Genomic DNA, 23,856 nt, shown 5'->3' with positions numbered 1-23,856 from the left:
GTGGAAAACAGATGATATAATTTGTAAACTTAATAACAATTACGCACTTTATTTATATCAGGTATCGGGGAATATATCGCCATGTCTCAAACTGATTGTAATGACCTGAAAGAAATAGGGAAAACGCGGCCGGTTCTGGAGAACATAACCAATAAATGGTCAATTTTAATTCTCACTGTGCTTTGTAATGAACCTGTGCGCTTCAACGAACTCCGTCGCCGGCTGGAGGGTATTACGCACAAAGCATTGTCTGATGCGCTGAAGCGGCTTGAGCGCAATGGATTGGTGCTCCGAAAGGTGCTGCCTACTTCACCAGTGAGCGTGGAGTACAGCCTTACACCGCTGGCACAGACGCTTCAGGAGCCATTCAGTGCGCTGTATGGATGGGCGCTAAAACATGGAGCGGAAATGGAACGGGCTCAGTTGATGTATGATACCAGACAGGCGGAAGAGATTTGCTGAAGAGTCGTAATGTTGAATCCTGTTGCGATGCGCGCTCAGTTTTACAGGCCAGCATCGAAAACATGTTGATTACTGAAGCCCCACGTTTCCTGAAAATGCTTTATGTGAATGTCTGCTTTGTATCAGAAGCGGACATTTACGTATGAGGTAAGCACTCTGTCAGCATGAGTTTTCCAGATTCATTTTCATCCTTGCATAAGATGTGATGTATGGTTTGAACCGGGTAAGCTGATTTTCGACTGAATGTGATTTTGCTAACATGAAACGCCATTGCGTTTGTGAGAGGTAACAGTGATTCACTTAAGACAGGCTCAGCGCAGTGATGCCGATGCAATAGCACATCTGCACACCGCCGGATGGAGAGATACCTACACGAAAGTGATGTCTGCGGATTTCCTTGAAAATCAGGCGCAGGAAGATCGTCTTTCACACTGGCGCTCAGCTCTGAATCAGAGCAATGAAAGCGAAACAGTGTTTGTAGCTGAATATGATGGAAAGGTTGAAGGCTTCATATGTATTAAGCTCCACTATGACGCGCAGTGGGGCTGTTATATAGACAGCCTGCATGTAAGCTCTTCACTACGTGGTCACGGTGTAGGAAAACAACTTCTCTGGCGCGCAGCCGAATGGGTCAAGAGCAGGGATGATGAGTCACCGCTCTATTTGTGGGTGTTTGAAGATAACACCCAGGCAACAGCTTTTTATCAGCGCCTCGGGGGCACCATTGTGGAGAGAACATTATCCGATATGCCTTCATCAGATCATGCCCCGGTATTCAGAATCAGCTGGAAAAATGCCGGTCAGCTTCTGATATCTGCTTGCTGAAAGGTTAGCCGAAATGCTTTTTATTTGTATCAACAGCGGGCAGGGCGAAATTCCCCTTTTCGCACCTGACGGACCTTAATCTGTTTCAGAGGTTGCTTTGTGCCTGAAGCGAATGTTGTCTGGCACGATACTTTTCTGAACATGAGGCTTGAGTGATACAGGCCTCATTACATATCCAGAACCTGACTGATAAAATAGCGGGTAAGCTCAAACACCTGACGTCGGTTTTTCTCCAGCACCATCATGTGTGTGGCTTCACCAATTTCTGTCCAGCGCTTCCAGGGGGTGCCTGTCGCTCGCAGGAACCAGTCCTGGATTGCATTCACAGGTACATCACGATCCCATTCACCATGTAAGAGCAATACGGGGACGCGGATGTCGGCGGGATCGTAGACGCCTTTATTTTTTGCCCAGTAACACCGTGTATCCTGAATCGGACCGGTGCTAACCCGGATTTTGCGCTGGGCTCTCAAAACCGGATCGGGTTCCTCATCCACTGTTTGCCGGGCCCACTCCATAAATCCGCCGGGACAAATAAGGCTGTTCTTTTTATTGTCTGGCGCGGCCTGAAGCCAGCGTGATTCCACTGCATCAATGTCAATATCGCGCCATGCGCCCATTTCGCCGCCGGGATCCAGCGCGTATTTACCGTCCTGAATCCACTGTGGCGCAATAAGCGTCAGACGCCGCACGTTAGCGCTATTCCGTGTGGTGTAAAGCGACGCCACCGTTCCTCCCCATGACATCCCGATGAGGTTCAACTGCGTCAGTCCATGATGTGCAAGAACGTAATCAACCGCACTTCCTAAGTCCCTTACTGCGGTTTCAGCACGCGCTGACGGCGGATTTTCCCGCGCAGGCAAAGAGAAAGAAGGTAGTCTCGATGCGCGGCCGTATCCACGCACATCCACTGCCCAGACATCCAGACCGGCTGCGGCAAGGTAATCAAGGAAAGATTCCCCCTCAAGCGGTGTATCAAACAGACTTCCCGATGAGAAAGTGGCGCCGTGCATCAGCAGAACCGTCTGTGCCGCATCAAAGTCCGTAGTATCAGCGCGCCGCCTGTGACGCAGCCACAATGAAATGTCTCTGGTATCGGAGGGTATGGCGAAAGCTTCGCTGAACAGCGGTGGTGTGTTTGTCATGATATTCTGCTGTCAGGCGTGCTGCCAGGTTAACTGGCCGTTTGTATTGAGAACCCGTCCTGCCGAGCTGTCCGGAAAGTGAGAGGTAAAAACCAGCGCTCGGGTCTGAGCAGCAAAATTCATCATCACTGTCCGGGATTTTTTTGCCGTATCAGGAAATTCGCAGTAGCGGCTGTTCCACTCGGGGAGGCATATCTGAAGCGGGCTGTGCACGACGTCACCCCAGAACAGGGCCGTCTCACCGCCGTCTGAGAAACTGAATGCCAGGTGATCAACGCTGTGCCCCGGTGTTCTGTGAATCTGCAGCCCGGCAACGACCTCTGTCTCGGCGCTGTCCAGAAACACGGCCTGCCCTGAAGCGACGACCGGATACACACTGTCATCCATTGCACCTGTGCTTTCCGGCATGACATTAAGTGGGTTCTGATAAAAATGGTATTCATCTGCGGAGAAGTAGTAGCGGGCGTTCGGAAAAGTGGGGCGCCACTGACCTTTCTTCAAGACAGTATTCCAGCCGACGTGATCGACATGAAGGTGCGTTAAAACGACCGCATCCACCTGCTCAGGCTCAACGCCTGCCGCTCGCAGCGCATGCAGCCAGTGGCTGTTCATTTCATGAAACTTTGCATTGCCAGGGCGTTTTTTGCCGTTACCCGATGCGGTGTCGAGGATGATGACCTTACCGTCTTTTTCAATCAGCCAGCTGTGTGTGCTGAGCGACACGGTCTCGTCTGTAAAATCCAGATCATGACGTTGAATGTGTTCAGCAAAACGCAAGGCTGACTGACGATCCCACTGTGGAAACAGAGACAACACGGGAATGCCGTTGCTCTGTTGCTCTGGAATCTTTGTGATTTTTGCACCGGCGACGTGCCAGCTTAACAGCTTGCTCATGTGCTTTTCCGTTGGGGGAATGGACTGGATGGCCTTATATTCAGGGTTGTGGGCGTAATGAACAATCGGGCGCCAGGCAAACTTAAATTGCAGATACAGCAACAATAAGGCGGGGCATGGATAAATTTTCTGCGATACGCAGCTTTCTACAGGTCGTTGAAACCGGAGCCTTCACCCGTGCTGCGGAAAGTCTCGGGTTACCCAAGTCAACGGTGACACGGCAGATTCAGGCCCTTGAAAACGAGCTGGGTGTAAAACTCTTACATCGTTCTTCACGACGGCTAAGCCTCACGGAACAGGGTGAGGTTTACCACAAGGGCGCGCAGGCATTACTTATCCAGGCGGAAAAACTGGACAGCAGCGTTTCGGGAGCGGCTGGAACGTGGCGTGGCCAGCTCAGGGTAGACATGCCGGGCGCGCTGGCATACTGCCTGATTATTCCGAGGTTGGGGGATTTCATGGACCGCTACCCGGATTTACAGATCATCACGAGCGTGGGCAACCGAACCAGCGATCTCATTGAAAATCAGTTTGATTGCGCGATACGCATAGGACGACTTCACGATGACTCGCTTGTTGCCCGCTCTCTGGGAGCACTGCCCATGGTGGTATGCGCCGCGCCCGCATACCTTAAAAGACAGGGTAAACCCTCCCATCCCACGCAGTTAGTGCACTTTCATCATATTCAGGTGCGTTCCCCACAGAGTGGCAGACGTTTTGAGCATCAACTGATGAAAGCCAGCGAATCGTTTCCGCTTAGCGGTCCGTTTCAGATATCCGTCAACGACGCTTACGCGGCATTCAGTGCGGCGCGCGCGGGCCTGGGCATCGTAACGACCTATGAGTTTCTGGTGGCAGACGCGCTGAGAAAGGGGGACCTCATCAGGCTGTTTGATGACTGGCAGGTTGATGAACTCCCGGTTCATATTGCCTGGCCGGAGAACCGCCAACTGGCTCCCCGTATACGATTATTTGCGGACTGGGTCAGGGAACAGTTTTCAGAAACAGGTATGACAGGACGCTCCTGAGGCAATGGTTGACGCTGACTGGTAGTGTTTTGCTGCTGAGGTAACGTGTTTAGTGACTGTTGCCGCTCCTGAAAATGCTTCCTCTCAGCGAGTGATGCAAAGATCAGGCATGACTTATAAAGCAATAGAACAGTTTTACCTTGTGCCCTACGTCGTTCATGAACCTGGTATTTAGCGCGATCAGTTATAAGGCGGATGTTTACACAACGCCCCCCTGATAAAGGAGCGCGTTTCATCGACCCGTTGAACTCACAGCGCAAACCGGACCTTACGATTTAACCGGACTGGCCTGTGCAGGATTTCAGGCCGAAACATACCTCTTCAGACACAGCCATGGATTTTCCTGATCATAATGGTAAATCATCATTAGGTTTTCCCTTACAGACGTAATACTTACAGAGCCGAACGATAAAGAACTGGCTGAATCTGAACCACAGATATGAACCAGATGCAGAGCAGCGGCTAGCTGGTGAAGCCGTAAGGCAAAAGCAGGGCTCGGCTGTCATCACTCAGTCCCTCTGGTTATGATTAAGCAGACCTTAATTTTCCAGCCCCTGAGAGTCCTGTTCTTATGGAGTTTTGCGCCGGAACCCCATATCATTGATTAACAATGGTCAAGTAAAGGAAGCGCTGATGCAACTGATAAAAACTGAATACACCCTTAGATCCGGTTATCCGATTGTCAGGCGCACGCTGGAGAACAAAAAGAATTTAGTGAAACAGCCTGGTTTCGGTCCTGAGTCCTGCTGTGCAGTAGTCGAGTACCGGCTACGGGGTAATATTCGTTATGCGTTCGGAAACAGTCGGATGCAGGTAAGCGTGCCACCAGGAATCTATACTAATAACTGGGTAAGGCTGCATGGCGAAATGGCTGCACTCGTTGCTGCGATAGAACGCATTGAGCGCTTTTCCAGCGATGATGTCATACCCATCACGGCTGCCTATATTGAATTGCGACCCTGTGAGGCCAACTGCATGCAGGCACTGCATAATATCCTGCCTGAGAACGCTAACGTCTATTACTCTTTTGACCACCCCACTCAGGTTGAGGAATGGAAATTACGTGCTCACGAGCTTTGTGGTGTTTGAAACTTTTCACACATTTCCCGGCTAAAACACAGGACCGCCACTAATACACAGGGGAAAACTTAGGGTGTTTTTCTGGGGTAATGCTGCCTGCCGGGACTGGTGTATGAAACCGCACGGACTGGAATGTTAATCACGCATTCTGCTGAATAACCTACATCCACTTTTTCATTGCCTGCTGTCATGCGGCGGTCACTTTCTGCCAATGCGTCATCCTGTAAAAAACGCCGTAAAGCAGCAGAAGTATTTTGCTGCTGCACACTTTTTGTGTTTAAGATGATAGAAATCTATCATCTCGGGCTGTGTAATGAAAAAAATATCCATGTCAGCGGTTGCCAGAGCGGCGGGTGTCGGGGTGGCTACCGTTGATCGTGTTCTAAATAACAGAGCGTCAGTGAAGCAGGAAACCCGGGACCGTGTTCTGCGCGCAGCGGAAGCGCTCGGTTACCGGGAAGATCTGCGTAAGGTGATGACGCCAGAAGCCACGGCGGTTAAAAGCGCGGTGCGCACCGGGTTTATTCTGCTGCCCAGTGATTATTCGTTTTACCAGGTGCTGTCAGAGGAAATCCGCCGGTATGCAGACGGAAAACTGGCGACAGAGCCGGCGTTTGTGTGGGCTGATATACATGATGTGGAGAAAGTCGTGTCGTCTCTTGAAGCCTTGGCAAAACGCGTCGATATCATTGGAGTAGTTGCGCTCGATCATCCTCTTATACGGCACACCATTAAGCAACTATCCGCTTCAGGCGTGCAAATTTTCACTTTGTTTTCCGATCTTTCTCCCTGTGGTCAGGCGGGCTATATCGGTCTCGATAATCTGAAAGCAGGGCGCACAGCGGGATGGTTTGCTGAGCGCATGATGGAAAAAGACAGTGTTATTGGTGTGCTGCTCGGCGATCACCGTTTCAACTGCCAGGAAAGCTGTGAAATAAGCTTCCGTTCGTACCTGCGCGAGAACAGACAAGATGCGGTGGTGCTTGAGCCGTTACAGACGAGGGAAAGCATCAGTGGGGGCTATCTGGCTGCCAGCCAACTGCTCAAAAACCATCCCAGTGTGACCATGATTTATGCGCCGTGCGGTGGCATAGAGGGCGTAATCAAGGCGGTCTGTGAAAGCGCGCGACATGATATAAAAATTCTCTGCCATGGCCCGTTCATCGGCGATGAAATGGCGCTTATCGCGGGGCATGTTGATGTGATGATGCGCCACCGTATCGATGTTGTGGCTGAGACGATCGTCTCTGTTTTTATCCGCAGATATCAGGAAACCGACCGCAATCCTCTATCTGTTACCGTTCCCTTCGATCTGGTTACCCGGGAAAATATCTGACTCTCACGACGTATCACGCAGAGGGTTGCGCTGTCTGAATTTGATGTAAATCTATCAAAAATATGAGTTAAAAAAATCATGATCTCTATCAAATAATCCACGACGGAGGGTTGCTGGTATCAAAAAACCGGCGCAATACTGCGCGCACTGAGTCAGGCATTTGTCGCCTGCATGTCAGTGCTTACCTGTGTTGCCGCATCCGGAGAAAAACCATGACCATTTCCATCGCGACTGCACCCTGTAGCTGGGGAGTGGACGACCCGAAAAACCCGTTTCTTCCCCCCTGGCAGAGCGTGCTAAAAGAGGCCGCGCTCGCGGGATACAAAAGCCTGGAGCTGGGACCATGGGGATACTTGCCTGTTGAGCCCGAAGCCCTGACGTCTGCACTTGAGGAACATCAGCTGTCTGTTATTGCCGGCACCCTTTTCGACGATTTAGTCAGTGAAGAAAACTTCCCGGCAATGATCGATCTGACCCATAAGATCTGCCACAACCTGAGCGCCGTTACCCGGCAGGCTGACGCTGTCAATGAGGGGACATCGCCACCTTATCTTGTCATCATCGACTTTGGTGATCCTGAACGTGCCGCCACAGCCGGTCAGTCAGAAAAGGCCCCGCGGCTCAATCCCAGTGACTGGCAGACGATGATAAGACATATCACCATTCTGAGTGAGATTGCCTGGAAAGTGTACGGTGTCAGGCCGGTCATTCATCCCCATGCTGGTGGCTGCATTGAGTTTGCCGATGAACTGGAAAAGCTGGTCCACGATATTCCCCATACCGTAGCCGGGCTTTGCCTGGATACCGGCCATCTGTATTACGCTGGCATGGCGCCGGTGGCTGCGCTGGAACGTTACTGGGACAGAATCGATTACCTGCACTTCAAGGATGTTAACGAGGCTGTCTGGCGCCAGGCAGTTAAAGAAGGGCTGGATTTTTTCACCGCCTGCGCCCAGGGCGTCATGTGTCCTCTTGGCAGTGGTGCCATCCACTATCCGGACGTTCATGCATTTCTGCGCCAGCGTCGTTACAAGGGCTGGATAACCATTGAACAGGAAAGAGATCCGCGTGATGCGGATACAAGCCTGCGTGATGTTACGGCCAGTCTGCATTATCTGCATTCCGTCGGTTTCTGAGGAGAATAATCATGATTAACGGCATTAAACCGCTCGAAAAATCACTTCGGTGGGGCATGGTCGGCGGTGGCGGGACCAGTCAGATTGGCTACATTCACCGCTCATCGGCACTCCGTGATCATACCTTTACGTTAGTCGCCGGCGCGTTCGATATTGATGCCGCACGTGGGCGCGCCTTTGGTGAAGCACTGGGCCTTTCACCAGACCGGTGCTATGCCGACTACGAAACTCTGTTTGCTACAGAAGGACAACGCGAGGACGGTATTCAGGCCGTCTCCATCGCCACACCAAACAACACGCATTTTGCTGTCTGCTGCGCCGCGCTTGAAGCGGGACTTCATGTGATATGTGAGAAGCCGCTGTGCTTTACGGTCGAAGAGGCTGAGCATCTGGCGAAACTGAGCCGGGAGAAAAACAAGATCATCGGCGTGACATATGGTTATACCGGTCATCAGCTCATTCTCCAGGCCAGAGAAATGATTGCGGAGGGGCTTCTTGGCGACATCCGCATTGTTAACATGCAGTTTGCACATGGTTTTCACAACGAATCCGTTGAACAAAATAACGCCAGCACCAGCTGGCGCGTTAACCCGCGCTTTGTCGGACCCAGTTACGTGCTGGGGGACCTAGCAACCCATCCGTTGTGCATCGCTGAAACTATGGCTCCCGCCTTAAAAATCAGGCGACTGCTGTGCTCGCGGCAGAGCTTTGTTAAAAGCCGTGCTCCCCTCGAAGATAACGCGTTTGTCCTGATGGAATATGAGAATGGCGCAGTCGGCAGTCTGTGGGCCTCCGCCGTTAACTGCGGCTCCATGCATGGGCAAAAAGTGCGCATCGTCGGCGCTAAAGCCAGTATCGAGTGGTGGGATGAACAGCCGAACCAGCTCCGGTTTGAAATTCAGGGCGAGCCGGTACGCATCCTGGAAAGGGGCATGGACTATCTTCACCCGGCCGCGCGTGCAGATGACCGTATCGGAGGGGGACATCCGGAAGGTCTTTTCGAGGCCTGGTCAAACCTCTACAGACGTTTCGCGCTGGCTATGGATGCCACCGATCGGGGTGACGACGCCTTCCTTAAGGATTTCTGGTATCCCGATGTGCATGCGGGGCTGGCGGGCGTCAAATGGGTGGAAAACTGTGTCCGTTCAGCCGAATCCGGCTCGACGTGGGTGGAATGCTGATATCGACTGTAGTGGATGAGCGCATCAGTCTGTTGGGGATGAGATTTGCGATGAAGTGACTTTCTCTGCCTGAAACCCGACTCAGGTAGCATGAGATAACGTAAAGGTGGCATAAATGAAAATTGCATTCGACGTAGATGTAATCAAAGATCTGGGTATCACCAAAATGGTCCGTCAGGTGTCGGAATGGGGCTACAAGTACATCGAGCAGTCTCCGCATCCGGAAATTAATCCGTTCTATAAGCATCCCCGCGCAAGCCGCGAAATCATTGCGGAGTATAAAAAGGCCCTGCGCGAAACGGGCGTTGAAATTTCCTCTTTCATTTGTGTTTACCGATGGTCTGGCCCGGATGAACTGCGCCGACAGGCGGCGGTAAAAAACTGGACACGCCTCGTTGAAATCGCGGTCGAAATGGGGGTTCAGGTTATTAATACCGAACTGGCGGGCGATCCTAATCAACCTGAAATCTGCGATGAGATGTTTTACCGCTCGATGGAAACACTGCTTCCGCTGTTCGAACGTGAAGGCATCCGTGTAGAAATACAGGCGCATCCATGGGACTTCTGCGAAGAAAGCGACGAAACCGTCAATATGGTCAGGTCATTCAGGAGTGATAACGTTAAATACGTTTACAGCGTCCCGCATACCTTTTTTTACGATAAAGGAAAAGGGGACGTAGAGAGGATGCTTCGTCATGCGGGGCACGATCTCTCTCATGTTCTCATTGCCGATACGATGAATCACACCAAACATTGCCGCTACATTGTCAATCCACCCGGTGTCGATGCGACCATTCATCAGCATGTTGGCATCGGAGAAGGCGAGGTGGATTTTGAGACGCTGTTCCGCACCCTGCGGGAAATGAAGTTTGCAGAGCAGACGTTCAAAGTGGGTGGCGAACCTATCGTGGCCGCTTCGCTGTTCGGTTACCCGGAAAAAATGAAATATCAGGCCGTTGAGACCCGCGAGCGGATAGAACGGGAATTGCTCACGCCGTCTCGCTGAGTCATCTGCCCGGCAACATGGGGAAGGTATTTCCGCCTTCACGCCGGGCTTTTAAACGATACCTCTCTGACTGTTACTACCTCAGTACTGACTGTCTGACTCAACGGTTTATCGCTTCTCCTTGCTCACCGCTGGCTTCAGCCATCTTCGCTGTCCATTTGTTTCTGCATTTGGCATGACATCCAGTCCTTACGGCTGTCTCTGCCTTTATCTGTCGCGAAACGCATTATGCAGAAGTCGCCACATATGATGGGCTGCCGGGGTAAAGCGCCTGTCGGAGTTCCGTAACAGGTGACACTGAGCGCTACTGGCAATCGGATGATCGATTGGCACGGCGACAAGTGTGCCCTGGCGAATCGGGTCGGCGGCGGCGTGGGCCGTCATAAATGAGACGCCGAGCCCGGCCTGACTGAGGTTCATGGCGGTCGAGAAGAGGTTACACCGGTAAGCCGGATGAAACTGCAGGCCCTGGCTTTTGAACATCGCGTTCATATGCCGCTGCAGGCCGAAGTTCTCTGTGAGGGCGATAAGCGGGTGAGCAGTCAACGCTTCAATGGTGATGCTGGCAAGACTGGCGACAGGATGCTGCGGCGCGACGACGGCACAGATCGGCCCCCACTTAAAACTGTGCCGCTTCAGTTCCGGTGTGCCAATCGGACCAAACGCCAGCGCCATATCCGCTTCGCCGCTGACGATATCGTTCATCATCTCCTGCATGCTGCCGACCACAATATCGACAAACACCTGCGGGTAAGACTGGGCAAATTCGCGCATAACCCCTTCGATAAACGCCGTGATCAGTCCGCCGCCAATGCGCACCGAAAGCGTTCCGCCGCGCATATGGCGCAGATCTTTAAGCTGGCTCTCCAGCTTTTCGCGACGCATACGGCTGACAAAATAGTCCTCTGCCAGCAGGCGTCCCGCTTCGGTCAACACCACGTTACGCCCACGCCGTTCCAGCAAGGGAAGCTGTAGCGCACGCTCAAGTTGTGCGATTTGACGGCTGACGACCGACGCATTAACCCCGAGGATATCTGCCGCGCGGCGAATGCCGCCCTGGTTACCGACTTCATACAGATAGCCCACCTGTTTATCCTGGAACATCTGCCACATTTCCCCGTTACTGTTGACCTTAAGGCAACAATAACATCACTCCACGGCTATTTATCAAGCTCTTTAAATAGTGATAATCAAATTAACCGTTAATTTTCGCCCGTCAGAAAAGAAAAAAGCGAACAACATCGTACTGCACCAAAAGTGCGCCCAAAAACGGTGAGAAGTTATTTGCCTGCGCCTTTAGGCAGGCAGAGAAAAATACACTTCTCCGAAAAGGGATATGACGTTCTCATGTTTTTTTGGGAAGGGTTTTTACTGCACTAAAAATCTTAATAAAAGAGGTTTATTTCACGGCTGGGCTATTCAGGCATGGATCCTGCTTAGTATCAGGACTTTTCCATTACAGATGTAAAGAGAGATGATATGAGCGAATCAAAAACACTGAAGCAGCCAGATAAAGAAGCGACAGAGGAGTGGAAAGTGGGGCCGGGCGCGTGGATTTCACTGATCATTGTGCTGCTGGTCTTTTCCGGCTTCTTTTTTAATGTTGACGGTATGGCCTGGCTGGGTGCATTCGATTTTACCACGTTAGGTGGCGCGTTCGGCACCATGAAAACGCCGGAAACCAATACCTTTATCGGTAGCGGCGGCCTGAGCGCCAAAGCCGGCTTTCTCTTTGCACTCTCGCTGGTGCCCACGGTAATGCTGGCACTCGGCCTGCTGGAAATCTTCACTCATTATGGCGCGATCCGCGCGGCACATAAATTACTTACTCCGCTGTTAAAACCACTGCTCGGGATTCCGGGTTATACCGGTCTTGCGTTGATTACCGATCTGCAAAGCACCGATGCCGGCGCGGCATTAACCAAAGAGCTCTATGACAGCAAAAAAATCACCCGTAAAGATGTGGTGATTATGGGCTCGTGGCAATACTCGGGTGCCGGGTTGATTAATAACTATTTCTCTATCGGCTCGGCGATGTTCGCTTCATTAACGCTCCCCATTATTATTCCGCTGATTTTAATGTTTGTCCTTAAATTCGTCGGTGCCGCCGTGGTTCGCCTGGCATTAAATACTGTTTATAAGCGAGATTTCGACAATGAATAATCAGGCAAAAGTCTCCGGTAATCCGTTTGATATTTTCGTTATTGGTGCGCGCAAAGGGTTTAATATCGCCATTAATAATCTGATGCCAAATGTATTAATGGCCTATGTCATCGCAGAAATGCTCAATTTGCTGGGCGTGATGCAGATTATTGGGCACATTTGCGCCCCGCTGATGGGGCTTTTTGGCCTGCCGGGCGAGGCGATCACCGTACTGTTAACCGCCTGGCTCTCTTCCTCTGCGGGCACCGGCGTTGCCGTCAGCCTGCTGAGTAAAGGCCAGCTTGATATGGCCCAGATTACCATTCTCGCGCCCGCCATCTTTTTGATGGGCTCGCAACTCCAGTACATGGGGCGCCTGCTGGGCGTGGCCGATGTGCCGAAGAAGTACTGGCCGTTACTGATGGCGGTCAGCATTCTCAATGCCGTAATCGCCATGCTGATTATGCGCGTTATTGCCTGAGCACTAAGGAGTAAGACGTGTCGCGTACACTTGAGCACTTTAATTACCTGCACCAAATCCCGGAACTGGGGTTCGAAGAGTTTAAAACCTCCGCCTATATCGCGGGCGTACTGGAGGCGGCGGGCTACCGTGTCACTCGCCAGGTAAATAACACCACCGGTATTGTCGCCGTTCTGGACAGCGGTAAGCCTGGCCCGACGTTAGCGCTGCGCGCCGATATGGATGCGCTGGGGCATATCATTGACGGCCAACATGTGGCGCGTCACACCTGTGGGCACGATGGCCACTCCACCGTCGTACTGACCACCGCCCAGGAGGTGATAGCTGAAGGATTGGTGAAAAAGGGTCGGTTAAAATTCATCTTCCAGCCTGCGGAAGAGCTGGGCACCGGGGCGATTGCCCTGACCGAAGGCGGCGTGCTTGATGATGTCGACATGTTGCTCGGCTTCCACCTGCGCCCGCTGGAGGAGTGCCCGATGGGCCAGGCCGTGCCGGCGATGTACTACTCAGCGTCCGCTACCGTGGAAGTGATGTTCCACGGCAAAGCGGCGCACGCCGCGCGGCCACATTTGGGCGTCAATGCACTGGATGCCGCTGCGCACGCGGTGCAGGCGGTGAACGGCATTCATCTTGCTCCGTCGCTGACATGGAGCGCAAAAGCGACACGGTTTCTCTGTGATGCGGGCGTGACTAACTCGATCCCTGATAAAGCGCAGGTGTGCTGGGATCTGCGTGCGGCAGAGAACGAAGCGATGGCTACCCTCAAACCACAGGTGGTACGCGCGATTGAGAGCAGCGCCGCCGCCTATGGCGCACACGCAGAGATCCGCATTCTGAAAGAGATGCCCGCCGCCATTATCCATGACGAGGCCACAGACGTGATCGCACGCGGTATTCGCAGCGTATTTGGCGAAACCGGCCTCACTGCGCCGAAGTCGACACCCGGCAGTGAAGACTTCTTTCACTATCTGCGTCTTCGTCCACAGATCAAAGGCGGCTTCTGGGGACTGGGGGCTAACCTGACGCCCGGTCTGCATCATCCGGAGATGCATTTTGACCGTGACGCGCTGGCGCTTGGGGTGAAAGTGTTTAAAGCCTGCGTGCAGGATGTGCTTGGCTGATTATCACGGATGCCCGTGGCGCAGGGATGTGCCATGCCCGCCGGACATTAGCGACAGATAAGAGAGCCGACGAGGCTGTCTCACAGTGCCACCTCAGCAAAAGTGAAGGATAAATATCGTTTACCCTACATGAGCAAACAGTGCCCGCCATGCGGAGGGTGAGGTATTAAACGCTTTATTAAAATATTGGCGTAGTGATACGGCGCTGCCGAAGCCTGATAACTGCGCCACATATTCTACAGAATGGGGTGTGCTTTCGAGTAAGCGTTGCGCATAGGCCAGCCTTTGTCCCTGTAACCACTGACTGACCGTCATACCTGTCAGGTCGCGAAAACGGCGGGTGAAATTACGTCGGCTCATTGCAACCCGCTGCGCCAGTGAATCCAGAGAGTGCTGCTCTGCAAGATTGGCCACCATCCAGTTCAGCAGGTCTGACAGACGATCGCCTCCCGGCTGGCTATGGAGAGGCTGTTCAATGAACTGGGCCTGTCCTCCCTGGCGATGCGGGGCCGTGACCAACCGGCGCGCAATCTTATTGGCGATATCGGCGCCGTGCCAGCGACGAACCAGGTGCAGGCAGCAATCAAGACCGGCGGCTGTCCCGGCAGAGGTAACCAGCCTGCCGTCATCCGCATCCTGATACAACACATCTGGCATCAGCTTGATTTTGGGAAAATGCTGCGCGAAATACGGTGCTGCGCTCCAGTGTGTAGTCGCTTTGTATCCGTCCAGTACGCCAGCCTCTGCTAACACAAACGCACCCAGGCACAACCCCACGACCGTAGCACCGCGCTGTCTTGCCATTCGTATCGCATGCAGCATAGCGTCCGACGGACGCTCCTGTGGGCTACGCCAGGAGGGAACAATTAAGACATCCGCGTCTGTTGCATCTTCGAGCGTCAACTCACTTTTCAGCATAAAACCCGCACAGGTACGAATTAAATCACCGCTGGCGGTCTCGGCTGCGCAAACCCGCAGGTTAAAAGCGGGCAGGTCATGTTCGGTACGGTTTTCAAAAACCAGACAAGGCACTGAAAGATGAAAAGGACTGATGTCATGAAAAGCCAGTACAGCGATATTTTTGCACGACATGATCATTCTCCGTAACGATGGCCCAATACTTTCGTGCGTTGTCTTTCGGGACGCTGTTGCTGAGATTATCGTCGGGTGAAGATGGTGTCTACGGCTTTACGCTCTGTAGAGCCACTAATCAGAGGAATTTGGCTATGACCGTTTCCGCTTTACCTCAACGCGCGCTTATTGTCATTGATGTACAGAATGAATATTTCAGCGGCGCGTTGCCGATTGAATATCCACATCCGCAACATTCACTGGAAAACATCGCGATTGCCATGGACAGGGCGAGTGCGACAAACATACCGGTAATCGTGGTACAGCATACTGCGCCCGCAGAATCACCGCTTTTTGCGATTAACAGCGATGGCTGGCAGTTGCATCCCGTTGTCGCTTCACGTCCCCGAGCGCTTCTTTTGAGTAAAAATCGGGCCAGCGCTTTTACCGAAACGGGACTGGCGCACTGGTTAGCCGATCACGCCATTAACACGCTGACGGTAGTGGGCTATATGACTCACAACTGCAATCTTTCTACCATTAATCATGCGTGGCATAACGGCATTGCTGTGGAATACCTCAGTGATGCTTCAGGTTCAGTTCCTTACCAAAATCAGGCAGGGCGCGTGAGTGCAGAAGAGATTCATCGGGTATGCTGTGTGGTGCTGCAGTCAAACTTTGCGGCTGTGCTGACTACTCAGCAGTGGACAGCCTGCATTGAGAGCGGCACCGTACCGGTGCGCGATAGCATTCTGCGCTCCAACCAGCGCGCCCGGGGGTTGCTGTGTGATGCAGCGCCATGCCTGGACGGAAATGTGGTCTGAAAGCAATACCGGTGACAGTGATAAATGCCTTCGACTGTTAGTGTCAGGGACACCACCTCAGGCGGCCCGTCCAATAAAAAAGCAGAAACCAGCAAATGCACCCTCATGCAGAATCCCATTTACACGGGTTCTGCGTGTGAATCGACAATCATCGCGGGGCGCCTTTCAGCAAGTCGTCTTGACAAATCCTCTGGCGATCACCGTTACGATAAGTACACATCCTGGTGCGTTCTCATTCGTCTGCGCACAGTTTAATTAGCAGCTCACCCTGCTAACATTTAGATTCCGCAGTGGTTTGTGCGGCCTGCCACTGCTCACGCGTGATCGCATAACACAGGCTTGGCGGGGCATTTTCGACGTCATAAATCTCTTTGATGTAGCGCAACCCGCTTTTCTCCAGCACGTGAATTGACGCCTGATGATGACGTCGTACCGAGGCGGCCACGGACGCCAGCCCCAGCTCGTTGAAGCCGTAATCCAGGGCAAAACGTGACAGCTCAGTAGCATAACCTTTACCCCATGCCTGGGTATCAAAGCGATAGCCGAGATTATTGGTCAACTCACCGGCAAACTTACGTACGCTCAACCCACCAAAGCCAATCAGCGTATCGGGCGCATCTCGCGTCGATATCGCCCAGCTTTCAAACCCGTACCGTTCAAAAGCGGCCAGCCTCTCGGCCAGCTTCTGCTGCGCGAACGCCAGGCTCGGATACGGGCCCGCCGGGTTAAACGTGTTGGTCGCAGGATCGCCATAAATACGGAACAGATCCTTGTCGTCGGAAGGGCGCATAGCTCTGAGCAACAAACGTGCTGACTGCAGAAACATTATAAACCTCACTGTTATGTCGTTATCCACGCTCACTATTAATAGCCTTTTTACAGAATCAGGAGAAGCAATGGTGATACAACAACTGCGCATTGCGCGCCCGGTCAGTAACCTGACCGCGAGCGCAGACCTGTACTGCACAGGCCTTGGGTTGCATAAACTGGGGGAATTCAGGGACCATGACGGATTCAGCGGCATTATGCTGGGCGATAAGACCTTGCCCTGGCATCTGGAGTTTACGTCTTGTCAGCACCATCCTGTCCAGCCCGCGACAACGGTTGACGATCTGCTGGTGCTGTATCTGCCGGACGCGGCGTGCTGGCAGCAACGTTGTCAGGCAATGACGCGTGCCGGGTTTACTGAAGTGACGTCTTTTAACCCGTACTGGGCAAAAAACGGCGCAACCTTTCGACAGGGATGGCTATCGGATCGTTATCCAGCATGCCGCATGGCAGGCCTGACGGCATAAGTAATAAGCAGGCGCTACCACACGGGCTGGTGGGTTGGCGTGCGGCTCTCTCTTACAGAGGAGACGTTTGAATCTGGCGTCGCCCATGGCATGATGAAAACCTGTTTTTACGCCGAGCCCACACATGATCGCCATTGCCTGTTTACATACTGCGGCCAGCAATATTTGCATCTTTGACGATGCAGCGAGCCAGTTGCCGTCGGGAGATCTGCAACTGAGTCATCTGGTGATGCCGCAGCTGCTGGCGGAGGCCGAAGCCAGTGGCGGACTGACGCCGGAACTTCATGCACGGATCGGCGCGTTGCTGGCGAGTCTGCAACCCCATTTTGACGCCATTCTGATGACCTGTTCCACGCTCGGACCGGTGGCTGAAAGCTTTACAAACGCATCTTCGCCGTGCGTGGTCTGGCGCACAGACAGCATGCTGGCAGAGGCGGTCCGCGAAAATCCCAGGCAAACGGTCGTGCTTTGTGCGGCTGAATCCACGCTGGGCGCCACGCGGGCACTGTTTCACGGTGCCAACGGGCGGGCAGAGGTCGTTCTGATTCCGGGGGCGTGGCAGAAGTTTAAAGCGGGGGATCAGACCGGCTATCTTGCCTGTGTAACAGAAGCGGTTGAAGCGGCCTGGCAGCAGGGCGCGGAGCAGGTTGTGCTGGCGCAGACGTCAATGGCACCGGCGGCGGCGCATTTCGCATCAACACGTCAGCCCCTGACCGGCCCGCATCTGGCGCTACAGCGCTGTCTTCAACACTATCAGTAAGGCCGCACGCCGTGCGGCCATAACGGTTTACTCGTCCGGCGTCAGTGTTCCTTTTGCGCCGTGAGGTTCAGAGCGCAGATACTGCGGCGGCGCTTTCACCGTTGCATCGAATGCGGCAGCGGCGTGCCATGGCCAGCGTGGGTTATAGAGCATACCGCGTGCCAGCGCGACCAGATCCGCTTCCCCCTGCTGCAAAATATCTTCGGCTTGCTGCGGCTCGGTAATTAAACCTACCGCAATCACCGGGATACCGATTTGCTGACGAATATCCCGCGCGAAAGGGACCTGATAGTTCGGGCCGACGCTGATCTGCTGCTGTTCTGACAGGCCCCCACTGGAAACGTGGATATAGGCGCAGTTCAGCGCTTCCAGCTGTTGCGAAAAGGCAATGGACTGGCTTACATCCCAGCCGCCCTCAACCCAGTCGCTGGCAGAAATACGCACGCCCACCGGAATGGCGGCCGGGACGGCCTCACGTACTGCTTTAAAGACCTCAAGCGGATAACGCATTCGGTTTTCCAGTGAGCCGCCGTATTCATCATCGCGGGTATTGGAAAGCGGCGACAGAAACTGGTGCAGCAGATAGCCGTGCGCGGCATGCACCTCAATGAGTTCAAGGCCAAGACGAACGGCCCGTTTTGCCGTAGCGACAAACGCCTCTTTGACACGCGCCAGCGCGCTGGCGTCCATTGCGCTGGGCGGATGATCGCCTTCACTGAACGGCAGGGCGGAAGGGGCCACGGTTTGCCAGCCACCGTTCTGAGGCGAGATGTGTTCGCCGCCTTCCCACGGCACGTCGCAGGATGCTTTGCGCCCGGCATGACCCAACTGAATACCAATCGGCATATCGGAATAGCGACGGATGTCAGCTAATACCGCCGCCAGTGCGGCTTCGGTGTCATCATTCCATAACCCCAGGTCGCCGTAGGTGATACGACCAATATCTTCTACCGCGGTCGCTTCAATGATTAACAGTCCAGCCCCTGAAAAGGCGAGCTGCCCCAGATGGATACGATGCCAGGCGGTTGCGCAACCCTCTTCAGCGGAATACTGACACATTGGCGCAATAACAATTCTGTTATCGAGCGTTAATTCACCGAGTGAAAAAGTGGAAAACAGCGTGCTCATAAAAACCTCATGTCTGAGAATCAATACGTTGAAAAACTATAGTGGCTGAATGCAAAACAGGGGCGACAGGCGGCAAAACAATTTATCCCTTAACTGATATTAGTTACATCATACAGTTAAGTTTCTGATTTACACCGCACGATGAGACACCGGAGAAATGTTTAAAAATGCAGACTATGCCGGCGTTGGCAGCAGGAAAAGGATCAAAAAACCCTGCTGTTATCATCCGGATAATCAGCAGGGTTCGGAAGGGCTAAAAACGCGTTGCGAAGATGGAGATGTCACTAGTGTGCTCTCTGCAATGCCTTCTCATCCAGCGCATACAGGGTCGCGGTCGCTTCCAGAATATGCTGCTGGTCATTACCGGGTTTGTGAGAATCAACCTGGGTAATGTGGTAACCCACAGCACCGGCCTCGGTGGCTTTGCGCAGCAGCGCATCAGTCACTTCCTGCATTGAGGTCGCCCAGGTCACCGTCGTTACGCCCATCGGGGTGATGGCATTTTTTTCTTCCTGAGATAAGCCGCTACGGATAAACACAGGGCTGACTGTCTGAGGAGAGAAGATAGACAAAAGATCCTGAACAAGTGCTTTCATTTTAATGCTCCTGAATATCGGAATGTATCGCTATCACGGGCAAACGACGCGACAGTGATCGTTACGGGTTTGCTATGTGCTTACGTTTTATTGCCGTGTTAAATACTGTCGGCAGAAGTTATCAAATACCTTTTCAAGTAAATGAATTTGGCTTTTCTTGCTAATCAGAGGCTTATGAAAGCTTCCGCCACACTTGAGCTGAAATTTGGCAGGATTTTTGTGTCTGCTTACAGGTTGTGAAATTAAGACACAAAATCCCAACATCAAATTAACAAACAAAATCGGCACGCCCTGGCATTAACGTTGGGTCATCCGTGTGCTCACTTACAGAGCTTTACACAGCACGCTTTCTGCAGCAGGTTTTTTAAAGTGATGCCTCAATGCATTGATATAAAAGCTTTTTATCCGTTACGCCGCAAGCGATGGCCAGACAGGGGGCAAACAGAGGGGGATTTTCTTCATAAAACTGTCACACGTCGTCGTAATACTGCGCAGCCATCAATGTTACAAACAGACATTGTTTGACATGGGTTGAAACCTGGCTTGTCTGTCAGGGGCTTGCCGCAATAATAGGGAGAGTTTTATGTCACGCAAACCACGTCTTTACCGTACCGCTGCCGCGTTTTCTCTGTGTAAACTCAGTCTGCTTATGCTGGCAATGGGCGGTATGACCGCCAGCTCCGCCGTGCTGGCGGCAGAAGTGAAAGCCAAAAATGTGATTATCATGATTAATGACGGGGCAGGCTGGGGCACCTGGGATGCAACAGCCTACTGGCAGTATGGCAGCCGTGAAAGTACGCCGTATGCCGCGTTTCCGGCAAAATATGCCATGACAACCTATCCCCTGAATGCCTCAAAAAAAGCCACGCACAATAATGCCTCTCTGGTTAATTACGATCCGCAGAAAGCCTGGGATACAACCCGAACAGATAACAAGGATCTGCCGTTCAGGGGTTACGACTATCTGGCGGTGAATCCAACGGACAGCGCCGCCGCCGGCACAGCGCTGGCTTCAGGAATTAAAACCTATAACAATGCCATCAACGTCGATAACAACGGACAACCGGTTGATTTTGTCACACTAACGGCGAAAGCCATGGGCAAAGCGACAGGCGTCGTCACCAGCGTGCCATTCTCTCACGCCACGCCCGCCGCCTTTGGCGCACAAAACGCGTCGCGTAACGATTATCACGCGATTGCGAAACAAATGCTGACGTCAGGGAAACTGGATCTGATTATGGGAACCGGTTTGCCGGGCTTTAACGCCAACGGCACCGACTGTCAGCATCTGGCTTCAAACGAAACCACCGTGGGGTGCGGAGAAGATGCGCACCGTTACCTGTCTGAAGCTGACTGGTCATTGCTCAATGCTGGCAAGCTGGCCCCTGCGGGTGGTCAGCCGTGGAAAGTGGTGCGCAGTACTGAGGCGTTTGCCCGCCTCGCCAGTGGCGCGCTGGTTCATAGCGGCCCGTTACTGGGATCGCCGAACGTTGCCCCCAACGGCACGTTGCAGCAGGGCCGTCAGGCCGCCATTGTTGGTAAAGATGCGGCGAATCCGTCCGGGGATGCGTTTATTGCCACGGTACCGACCCTGAATACGATGACCCGGGGAGCCATTCAGCACCTGAGTAAAAACCCCGACGGCTTTTTTATGATGGTCGAAGGCGGTGCGACTGACTGGTCCGCGCATACCAGCAATGCCTGTAGCGAAAAAGGCGACTGGGGGAATTCCTACAACCCTAACTGCGTCGGCGTGGAATATGGTCGCCTGATTGAAGAAAGTGCAGACTTCAACAACGCTGTGGCCTCCGTGATTGAATGGGTAGAGAAAAACAGTAACTGGAACGAGACGCTATTGATCGTGACGACCGATCACGACAACGGCATGCCAATGGGACCCGATGCGCAGAACATCCCTTTCCAGGCCGTCATTAATAAAGGGAAAGGCATGATGCCCGGCATCTCATTCCGTCCAACCGGCAACCATTCCAACGCGCTTGTGCCGCTGTGGGCAAAAGGCGTTGGGGCCGATGCCTTTGCGGAGCGCGTGCGTGGCATCGATGCGGGCTATGCTAAGCATGTAGGCTACAACCAGGGCGACTATATTGATAACACCGACGTTTTTACCGTTGTGAAGGCGGTGCTTGAAGGCAGGGCGGTCGAAAAAGTGACGCCTGACCAAGTAAGTAAATCATGATGTGACGTTGTCACCATGAGCGGGATTTTCTGTCCCGTGGTTTTAACCTCTTGCCCGTTGCCGGTCGGCCTGTGCTGATCGGCAGCGCGGTTTTATGCCAGAACTGACCGCCACCTTTCACACTCAACAAATTTTTTTTAACGAGCCAGCAATATTTTGCGGGCTCATTCGTCTACCTCATCATGTTAATCACTGCTGAGGTCATACAACTATGAGAAATGTCGATAATCACCCGTTTCACCCTTCTCGCGGCATGGGCAGGCACCGCCTGCCAAAGGCGTTCATTGTCGGGGGCGTGTTAATTGTCGTGCTGTGTCTGCTGGTCATGACACTATGGAATGCCATACTGCCTGCCATTACAGGCGTTAAAACAATTGGTTTCTGGCAGGCCGCCGGACTGCTGCTGCTGTGCCGGATTCTGTTTGGCGGCCTGGGCATCAGACCGGGGATGTTTGGCAAGGCGCGGCGGCGCATGCATGAGCGCTGGATGCAGATGACACCGGAAGAACGGGATGAATTTATGAAGCAACGGCGTGAAGGGTTCGGCCATCGTGCTCACCACCGTCGGGACAGATGCCGGGAAGAGCAGCCACCGTCTGCGGACACTCACTCTGACACCCGGACAGAGTAATGACGATGAAGGCCAGCGCATTACAAGCCGCATCACTGGTAAAAGCGCTTGAACGCTGCAAAACAAAACTCCACGCTTTTATCCGGGGTCGCATCGCCGTTCGCGATGAGGCTGAGGATATTTTGCAGGAAGTGACCTGTCAGCTGATCGGGGTAGAACAACCTGTAGAGAATATCTCGGCGTGGTTGTTTCGGGCGGCGCGTAATGAAATGACCGACCGGGCGCGTAAGAAACGAGAACTGCCGCTTTTTTCTTATGAGCAGGATGAGGAGGAGGAGGCGGTAGACGTCGAACTGGCGGAAACCCTGTTTGGCACGCCGCAAACGCCCGAAGACGATTATCTCAGGGGGCTGCTTTGGGAAGCCCTGGAAGCGGCACTGTCTGAACTGCCGCCAGCGCAGTTTGAGGTGTTCGATAAAACAGAACTGCAGGGCATAAGTTACAAAGCACTGTCTCACGCCACCGGCGTAAGCGTTCAGACTCTGTTGTCGCGCAAGCACAAAGCCGTGCTGTATCTGCGTATGCGCCTGCGTGCCGTTTATGACGATCTCACAGACGACAACTAAAAAAGGCGGCCAGTGGCCGCCAACACGAACACAGCAGTGGCAAATGATGAAGCTGTCAGCCTTTAACGCCACCAGCGGTCAGGCCATTAACCAGCCAGCGTTGCGCCAGCAAAAACACCAGGGTAATCGGAATGGCAGAGAGCACGGCAGCGGCAGCAAAATCCCCCCACAGATAATTTTGCGGATTGAGGTACTGCTGCATCCCGACGGCCAGCGTATAGCTGTTCACGTCGCGCAGCAGTAAAGACGCTACCGGCACTTCCGTCACGGCGGCAATAAAAGCCAGAATAAACACGACGGCTAAAATGGGCACGGACAGCGGCAGCAGCACCAGACGAAATGCCTGCCACGGCGTGGCACCGTCAAGGGCAGCGGCCTCCTCCAGCGATCGGTCAATCGTTTCGAAATAGCCCTTAATCGTCCAGACATGCAGCGCAATACCGCCCAGATAGGCGAAAATCACACCGCCGTGAGTATTCAGGCCGATAAACGGCACGTATTGTCCAATGCGATCAAACAGGGCATAGAGCGCCACCAGGGACAGTACCGCCGGGAACATCTGAAAAATCAGCATGCCTTTCAACAGGCTGGCGCGGCCTTTAAAGCGCATACGGGCAAAGGCATAGGCGCAGGTGGTGGACAGCGCCACAATGCCCAGTGCGCTGATCGCGGCAATTTTCACGGAGTTCCAGAGCCACAACAGCACCGGAAAGGGCGGCGGCGTAACGGAACCGTCGGCGTGCTGGACGCTGAACCCCAGCGCCAGCCGCCAGTGCTCCCAGGAGATCTGATCGGGGATCAGGCTGCCGGTGGCAAAGTTACCGACGCGCAGCGAGATGGCCACGACCATCAGCAGCGGAAAGACGATTGCCGCGATAAACGTCAGCAGCAGCAGATGCGTCAGAAGCAGACGCAACCGTTGCGATTTGGGTTGCACCATAGCCATAACGT

Annotated in this window: 24 protein-coding genes and 1 pseudogene; 17 read left to right on the top strand and 8 right to left on the bottom strand. The window is 53.3% G+C overall.

Annotated features, from left to right (window positions below; genetic code table 11):
- Window positions 1–81: 81 nt before the first annotated feature.
- Together GC087_RS12090 and GC087_RS12085 are read left to right on the top strand one after the other, a co-directional pair.
- The gene (locus GC087_RS12090) at window positions 82–462 is read left to right on the top strand and encodes a winged helix-turn-helix transcriptional regulator (RefSeq protein WP_033741436.1); all 381 of its coding nucleotides are present in this window, start codon (window positions 82–84) and stop codon (window positions 460–462) included.
- A 291-nt stretch (window positions 463–753) separates the two neighbouring features.
- Complete coding sequence (locus GC087_RS12085) at window positions 754–1,287, top strand: GNAT family N-acetyltransferase (RefSeq protein ID WP_054633783.1); 534 nt, start codon at window positions 754–756, stop codon at window positions 1,285–1,287.
- Between the two features lie 167 nt (window positions 1,288–1,454).
- Here GC087_RS12085 and GC087_RS12080 read toward each other — a convergent pair whose 3' ends face one another.
- Together GC087_RS12080 and GC087_RS12075 are read right to left on the bottom strand one after the other, a co-directional pair.
- Window positions 1,455–2,432, bottom strand: coding sequence for an alpha/beta hydrolase (locus tag GC087_RS12080; protein ID WP_262959062.1), 978 nt, complete (start codon window positions 2,430–2,432; stop codon window positions 1,455–1,457).
- A 12-nt stretch (window positions 2,433–2,444) separates the two neighbouring features.
- On the bottom strand, window positions 2,445–3,326 hold the full coding sequence (locus GC087_RS12075) for an MBL fold metallo-hydrolase (RefSeq protein WP_262959063.1): 882 nt from the start codon (window positions 3,324–3,326) through the stop codon (window positions 2,445–2,447).
- Between the two features lie 116 nt (window positions 3,327–3,442).
- On the opposite strand from GC087_RS12075, the gene GC087_RS12070 reads away from it, so the two are divergent.
- The 6 genes from GC087_RS12070 to GC087_RS12045 all read left to right on the top strand — a co-directional run bounded on the left by GC087_RS12070 (window position 3,443) and on the right by GC087_RS12045 (window position 10,093).
- Window positions 3,443–4,354 (top strand): LysR family transcriptional regulator, encoded by a 912-nt coding sequence (locus tag GC087_RS12070; protein WP_262959064.1) that lies wholly within the window; start codon window positions 3,443–3,445, stop codon window positions 4,352–4,354.
- 633 nt (window positions 4,355–4,987) lie between these two features.
- Window positions 4,988–5,443, top strand: a complete 456-nt coding sequence (locus GC087_RS12065) for a hypothetical protein (RefSeq protein WP_039340368.1) — start codon at window positions 4,988–4,990, stop codon at window positions 5,441–5,443.
- 304 nt (window positions 5,444–5,747) lie between these two features.
- Window positions 5,748–6,770: a LacI family DNA-binding transcriptional regulator gene (locus GC087_RS12060; protein ID WP_262959065.1), complete on the top strand. Its 1,023-nt coding sequence runs from the start codon at window positions 5,748–5,750 to the stop codon at window positions 6,768–6,770.
- A gap of 212 nt (window positions 6,771–6,982) precedes the next feature.
- On the top strand, window positions 6,983–7,906 hold the full coding sequence (locus tag GC087_RS12055) for a TIM barrel protein (protein ID WP_262959066.1): 924 nt from the start codon (window positions 6,983–6,985) through the stop codon (window positions 7,904–7,906).
- Window positions 7,907–7,917: 11 nt separating this feature from the next.
- On the top strand, window positions 7,918–9,087 hold the full coding sequence (locus GC087_RS12050; protein WP_185199444.1) for a Gfo/Idh/MocA family protein: 1,170 nt from the start codon (window positions 7,918–7,920) through the stop codon (window positions 9,085–9,087).
- A gap of 115 nt (window positions 9,088–9,202) precedes the next feature.
- The gene (locus GC087_RS12045; RefSeq protein ID WP_039340362.1) at window positions 9,203–10,093 is read left to right on the top strand and encodes a sugar phosphate isomerase/epimerase family protein; all 891 of its coding nucleotides are present in this window, start codon (window positions 9,203–9,205) and stop codon (window positions 10,091–10,093) included.
- Between the two features lie 207 nt (window positions 10,094–10,300).
- On the opposite strand, the gene GC087_RS12040 is transcribed toward GC087_RS12045, so the two are convergent.
- On the bottom strand, window positions 10,301–11,197 hold the full coding sequence (locus GC087_RS12040) for a LysR family transcriptional regulator (RefSeq protein ID WP_033742190.1): 897 nt from the start codon (window positions 11,195–11,197) through the stop codon (window positions 10,301–10,303).
- A gap of 375 nt (window positions 11,198–11,572) precedes the next feature.
- Here GC087_RS12040 and GC087_RS12035 point away from each other — a divergent pair, with 375 nt between their 5' ends.
- The 3 genes from GC087_RS12035 to GC087_RS12025 are packed head-to-tail and all read left to right on the top strand — an operon-like array spanning window position 11,573 to window position 13,837.
- Entirely contained in the window at window positions 11,573–12,256 is a 684-nt protein-coding gene (locus GC087_RS12035; RefSeq protein WP_324028439.1) for a nucleoside recognition domain-containing protein, read from the top strand.
- Window positions 12,249–12,716 (top strand): YjiG family protein, encoded by a 468-nt coding sequence (locus tag GC087_RS12030; RefSeq protein ID WP_033741638.1) that lies wholly within the window; start codon window positions 12,249–12,251, stop codon window positions 12,714–12,716. Before GC087_RS12035 ends, GC087_RS12030 begins: the two co-directional genes overlap by 8 nt.
- A gap of 17 nt (window positions 12,717–12,733) precedes the next feature.
- Window positions 12,734–13,837, top strand: a complete 1,104-nt coding sequence (locus tag GC087_RS12025) for a M20 peptidase aminoacylase family protein (protein WP_324028438.1) — start codon at window positions 12,734–12,736, stop codon at window positions 13,835–13,837.
- A gap of 120 nt (window positions 13,838–13,957) precedes the next feature.
- Here GC087_RS12025 and GC087_RS12020 read toward each other — a convergent pair whose 3' ends face one another.
- Window positions 13,958–14,929 (bottom strand): GlxA family transcriptional regulator, encoded by a 972-nt coding sequence (locus GC087_RS12020; RefSeq protein ID WP_324028437.1) that lies wholly within the window; start codon window positions 14,927–14,929, stop codon window positions 13,958–13,960.
- A 134-nt stretch (window positions 14,930–15,063) separates the two neighbouring features.
- Between GC087_RS12020 and GC087_RS12015 the strand changes: the two genes are divergently transcribed.
- Window positions 15,064–15,732, top strand: a complete 669-nt coding sequence (locus tag GC087_RS12015) for a cysteine hydrolase family protein (protein WP_324028436.1) — start codon at window positions 15,064–15,066, stop codon at window positions 15,730–15,732.
- Window positions 15,733–16,003: 271 nt separating this feature from the next.
- On the opposite strand, the gene GC087_RS12010 is transcribed toward GC087_RS12015, so the two are convergent.
- Window positions 16,004–16,558 (bottom strand): GNAT family N-acetyltransferase, encoded by a 555-nt coding sequence (locus GC087_RS12010; RefSeq protein ID WP_277282175.1) that lies wholly within the window; start codon window positions 16,556–16,558, stop codon window positions 16,004–16,006.
- Between the two features lie 70 nt (window positions 16,559–16,628).
- Between GC087_RS12010 and GC087_RS12005 the strand changes: the two are divergent.
- Together GC087_RS12005 and GC087_RS12000 are read left to right on the top strand one after the other, a co-directional pair.
- Window positions 16,629–17,019 (top strand): annotated as a pseudogene (locus tag GC087_RS12005) (VOC family protein).
- A 132-nt stretch (window positions 17,020–17,151) separates the two neighbouring features.
- Window positions 17,152–17,787 (top strand): aspartate/glutamate racemase family protein, encoded by a 636-nt coding sequence (locus GC087_RS12000; RefSeq protein WP_324028435.1) that lies wholly within the window; start codon window positions 17,152–17,154, stop codon window positions 17,785–17,787.
- Window positions 17,788–17,814: 27 nt separating this feature from the next.
- On the opposite strand, the gene GC087_RS11995 is transcribed toward GC087_RS12000, so the two are convergent.
- Both GC087_RS11995 and GC087_RS11990 read right to left on the bottom strand, forming a co-directional pair.
- Window positions 17,815–18,915: an NADH:flavin oxidoreductase/NADH oxidase gene (locus GC087_RS11995; protein WP_054633768.1), complete on the bottom strand. Its 1,101-nt coding sequence runs from the start codon at window positions 18,913–18,915 to the stop codon at window positions 17,815–17,817.
- Between the two features lie 284 nt (window positions 18,916–19,199).
- A complete protein-coding gene (locus GC087_RS11990; RefSeq protein WP_033741649.1) occupies window positions 19,200–19,511 on the bottom strand; it encodes a YdgH/BhsA/McbA family protein in 312 nt (103 codons plus the stop codon).
- Between the two features lie 583 nt (window positions 19,512–20,094).
- Between GC087_RS11990 and GC087_RS11985 the strand changes: the two genes are divergently transcribed.
- The 3 genes from GC087_RS11985 (at window position 20,095) to GC087_RS11975 (ending at window position 22,905) form a co-directional block, all read left to right on the top strand.
- Window positions 20,095–21,708, top strand: coding sequence for an alkaline phosphatase (locus tag GC087_RS11985; RefSeq protein ID WP_324028434.1), 1,614 nt, complete (start codon window positions 20,095–20,097; stop codon window positions 21,706–21,708).
- Between the two features lie 211 nt (window positions 21,709–21,919).
- The gene (locus GC087_RS11980; RefSeq protein ID WP_033741652.1) at window positions 21,920–22,339 is read left to right on the top strand and encodes a hypothetical protein; all 420 of its coding nucleotides are present in this window, start codon (window positions 21,920–21,922) and stop codon (window positions 22,337–22,339) included.
- A 5-nt stretch (window positions 22,340–22,344) separates the two neighbouring features.
- The gene (locus GC087_RS11975; RefSeq protein ID WP_058708182.1) at window positions 22,345–22,905 is read left to right on the top strand and encodes an RNA polymerase sigma factor; all 561 of its coding nucleotides are present in this window, start codon (window positions 22,345–22,347) and stop codon (window positions 22,903–22,905) included.
- 55 nt (window positions 22,906–22,960) lie between these two features.
- Here GC087_RS11975 and malG read toward each other — a convergent pair whose 3' ends face one another.
- Window positions 22,961–23,851: a maltose ABC transporter permease MalG gene (malG, locus tag GC087_RS11970; protein ID WP_162285723.1), complete on the bottom strand. Its 891-nt coding sequence runs from the start codon at window positions 23,849–23,851 to the stop codon at window positions 22,961–22,963.
- Window positions 23,852–23,856: the final 5 nt, after the last annotated feature.

This window comes from Pantoea sp. JZ2 (assembly GCF_035191405.1).
In the GTDB taxonomy this organism is placed as follows: Bacteria; Pseudomonadota; Gammaproteobacteria; order Enterobacterales; family Enterobacteriaceae; genus Pantoea; species Pantoea stewartii.
The sequence above is the reverse complement of the archived record's forward strand: the minus strand, read 5'-3'. Positions and strand labels throughout refer to the sequence as shown.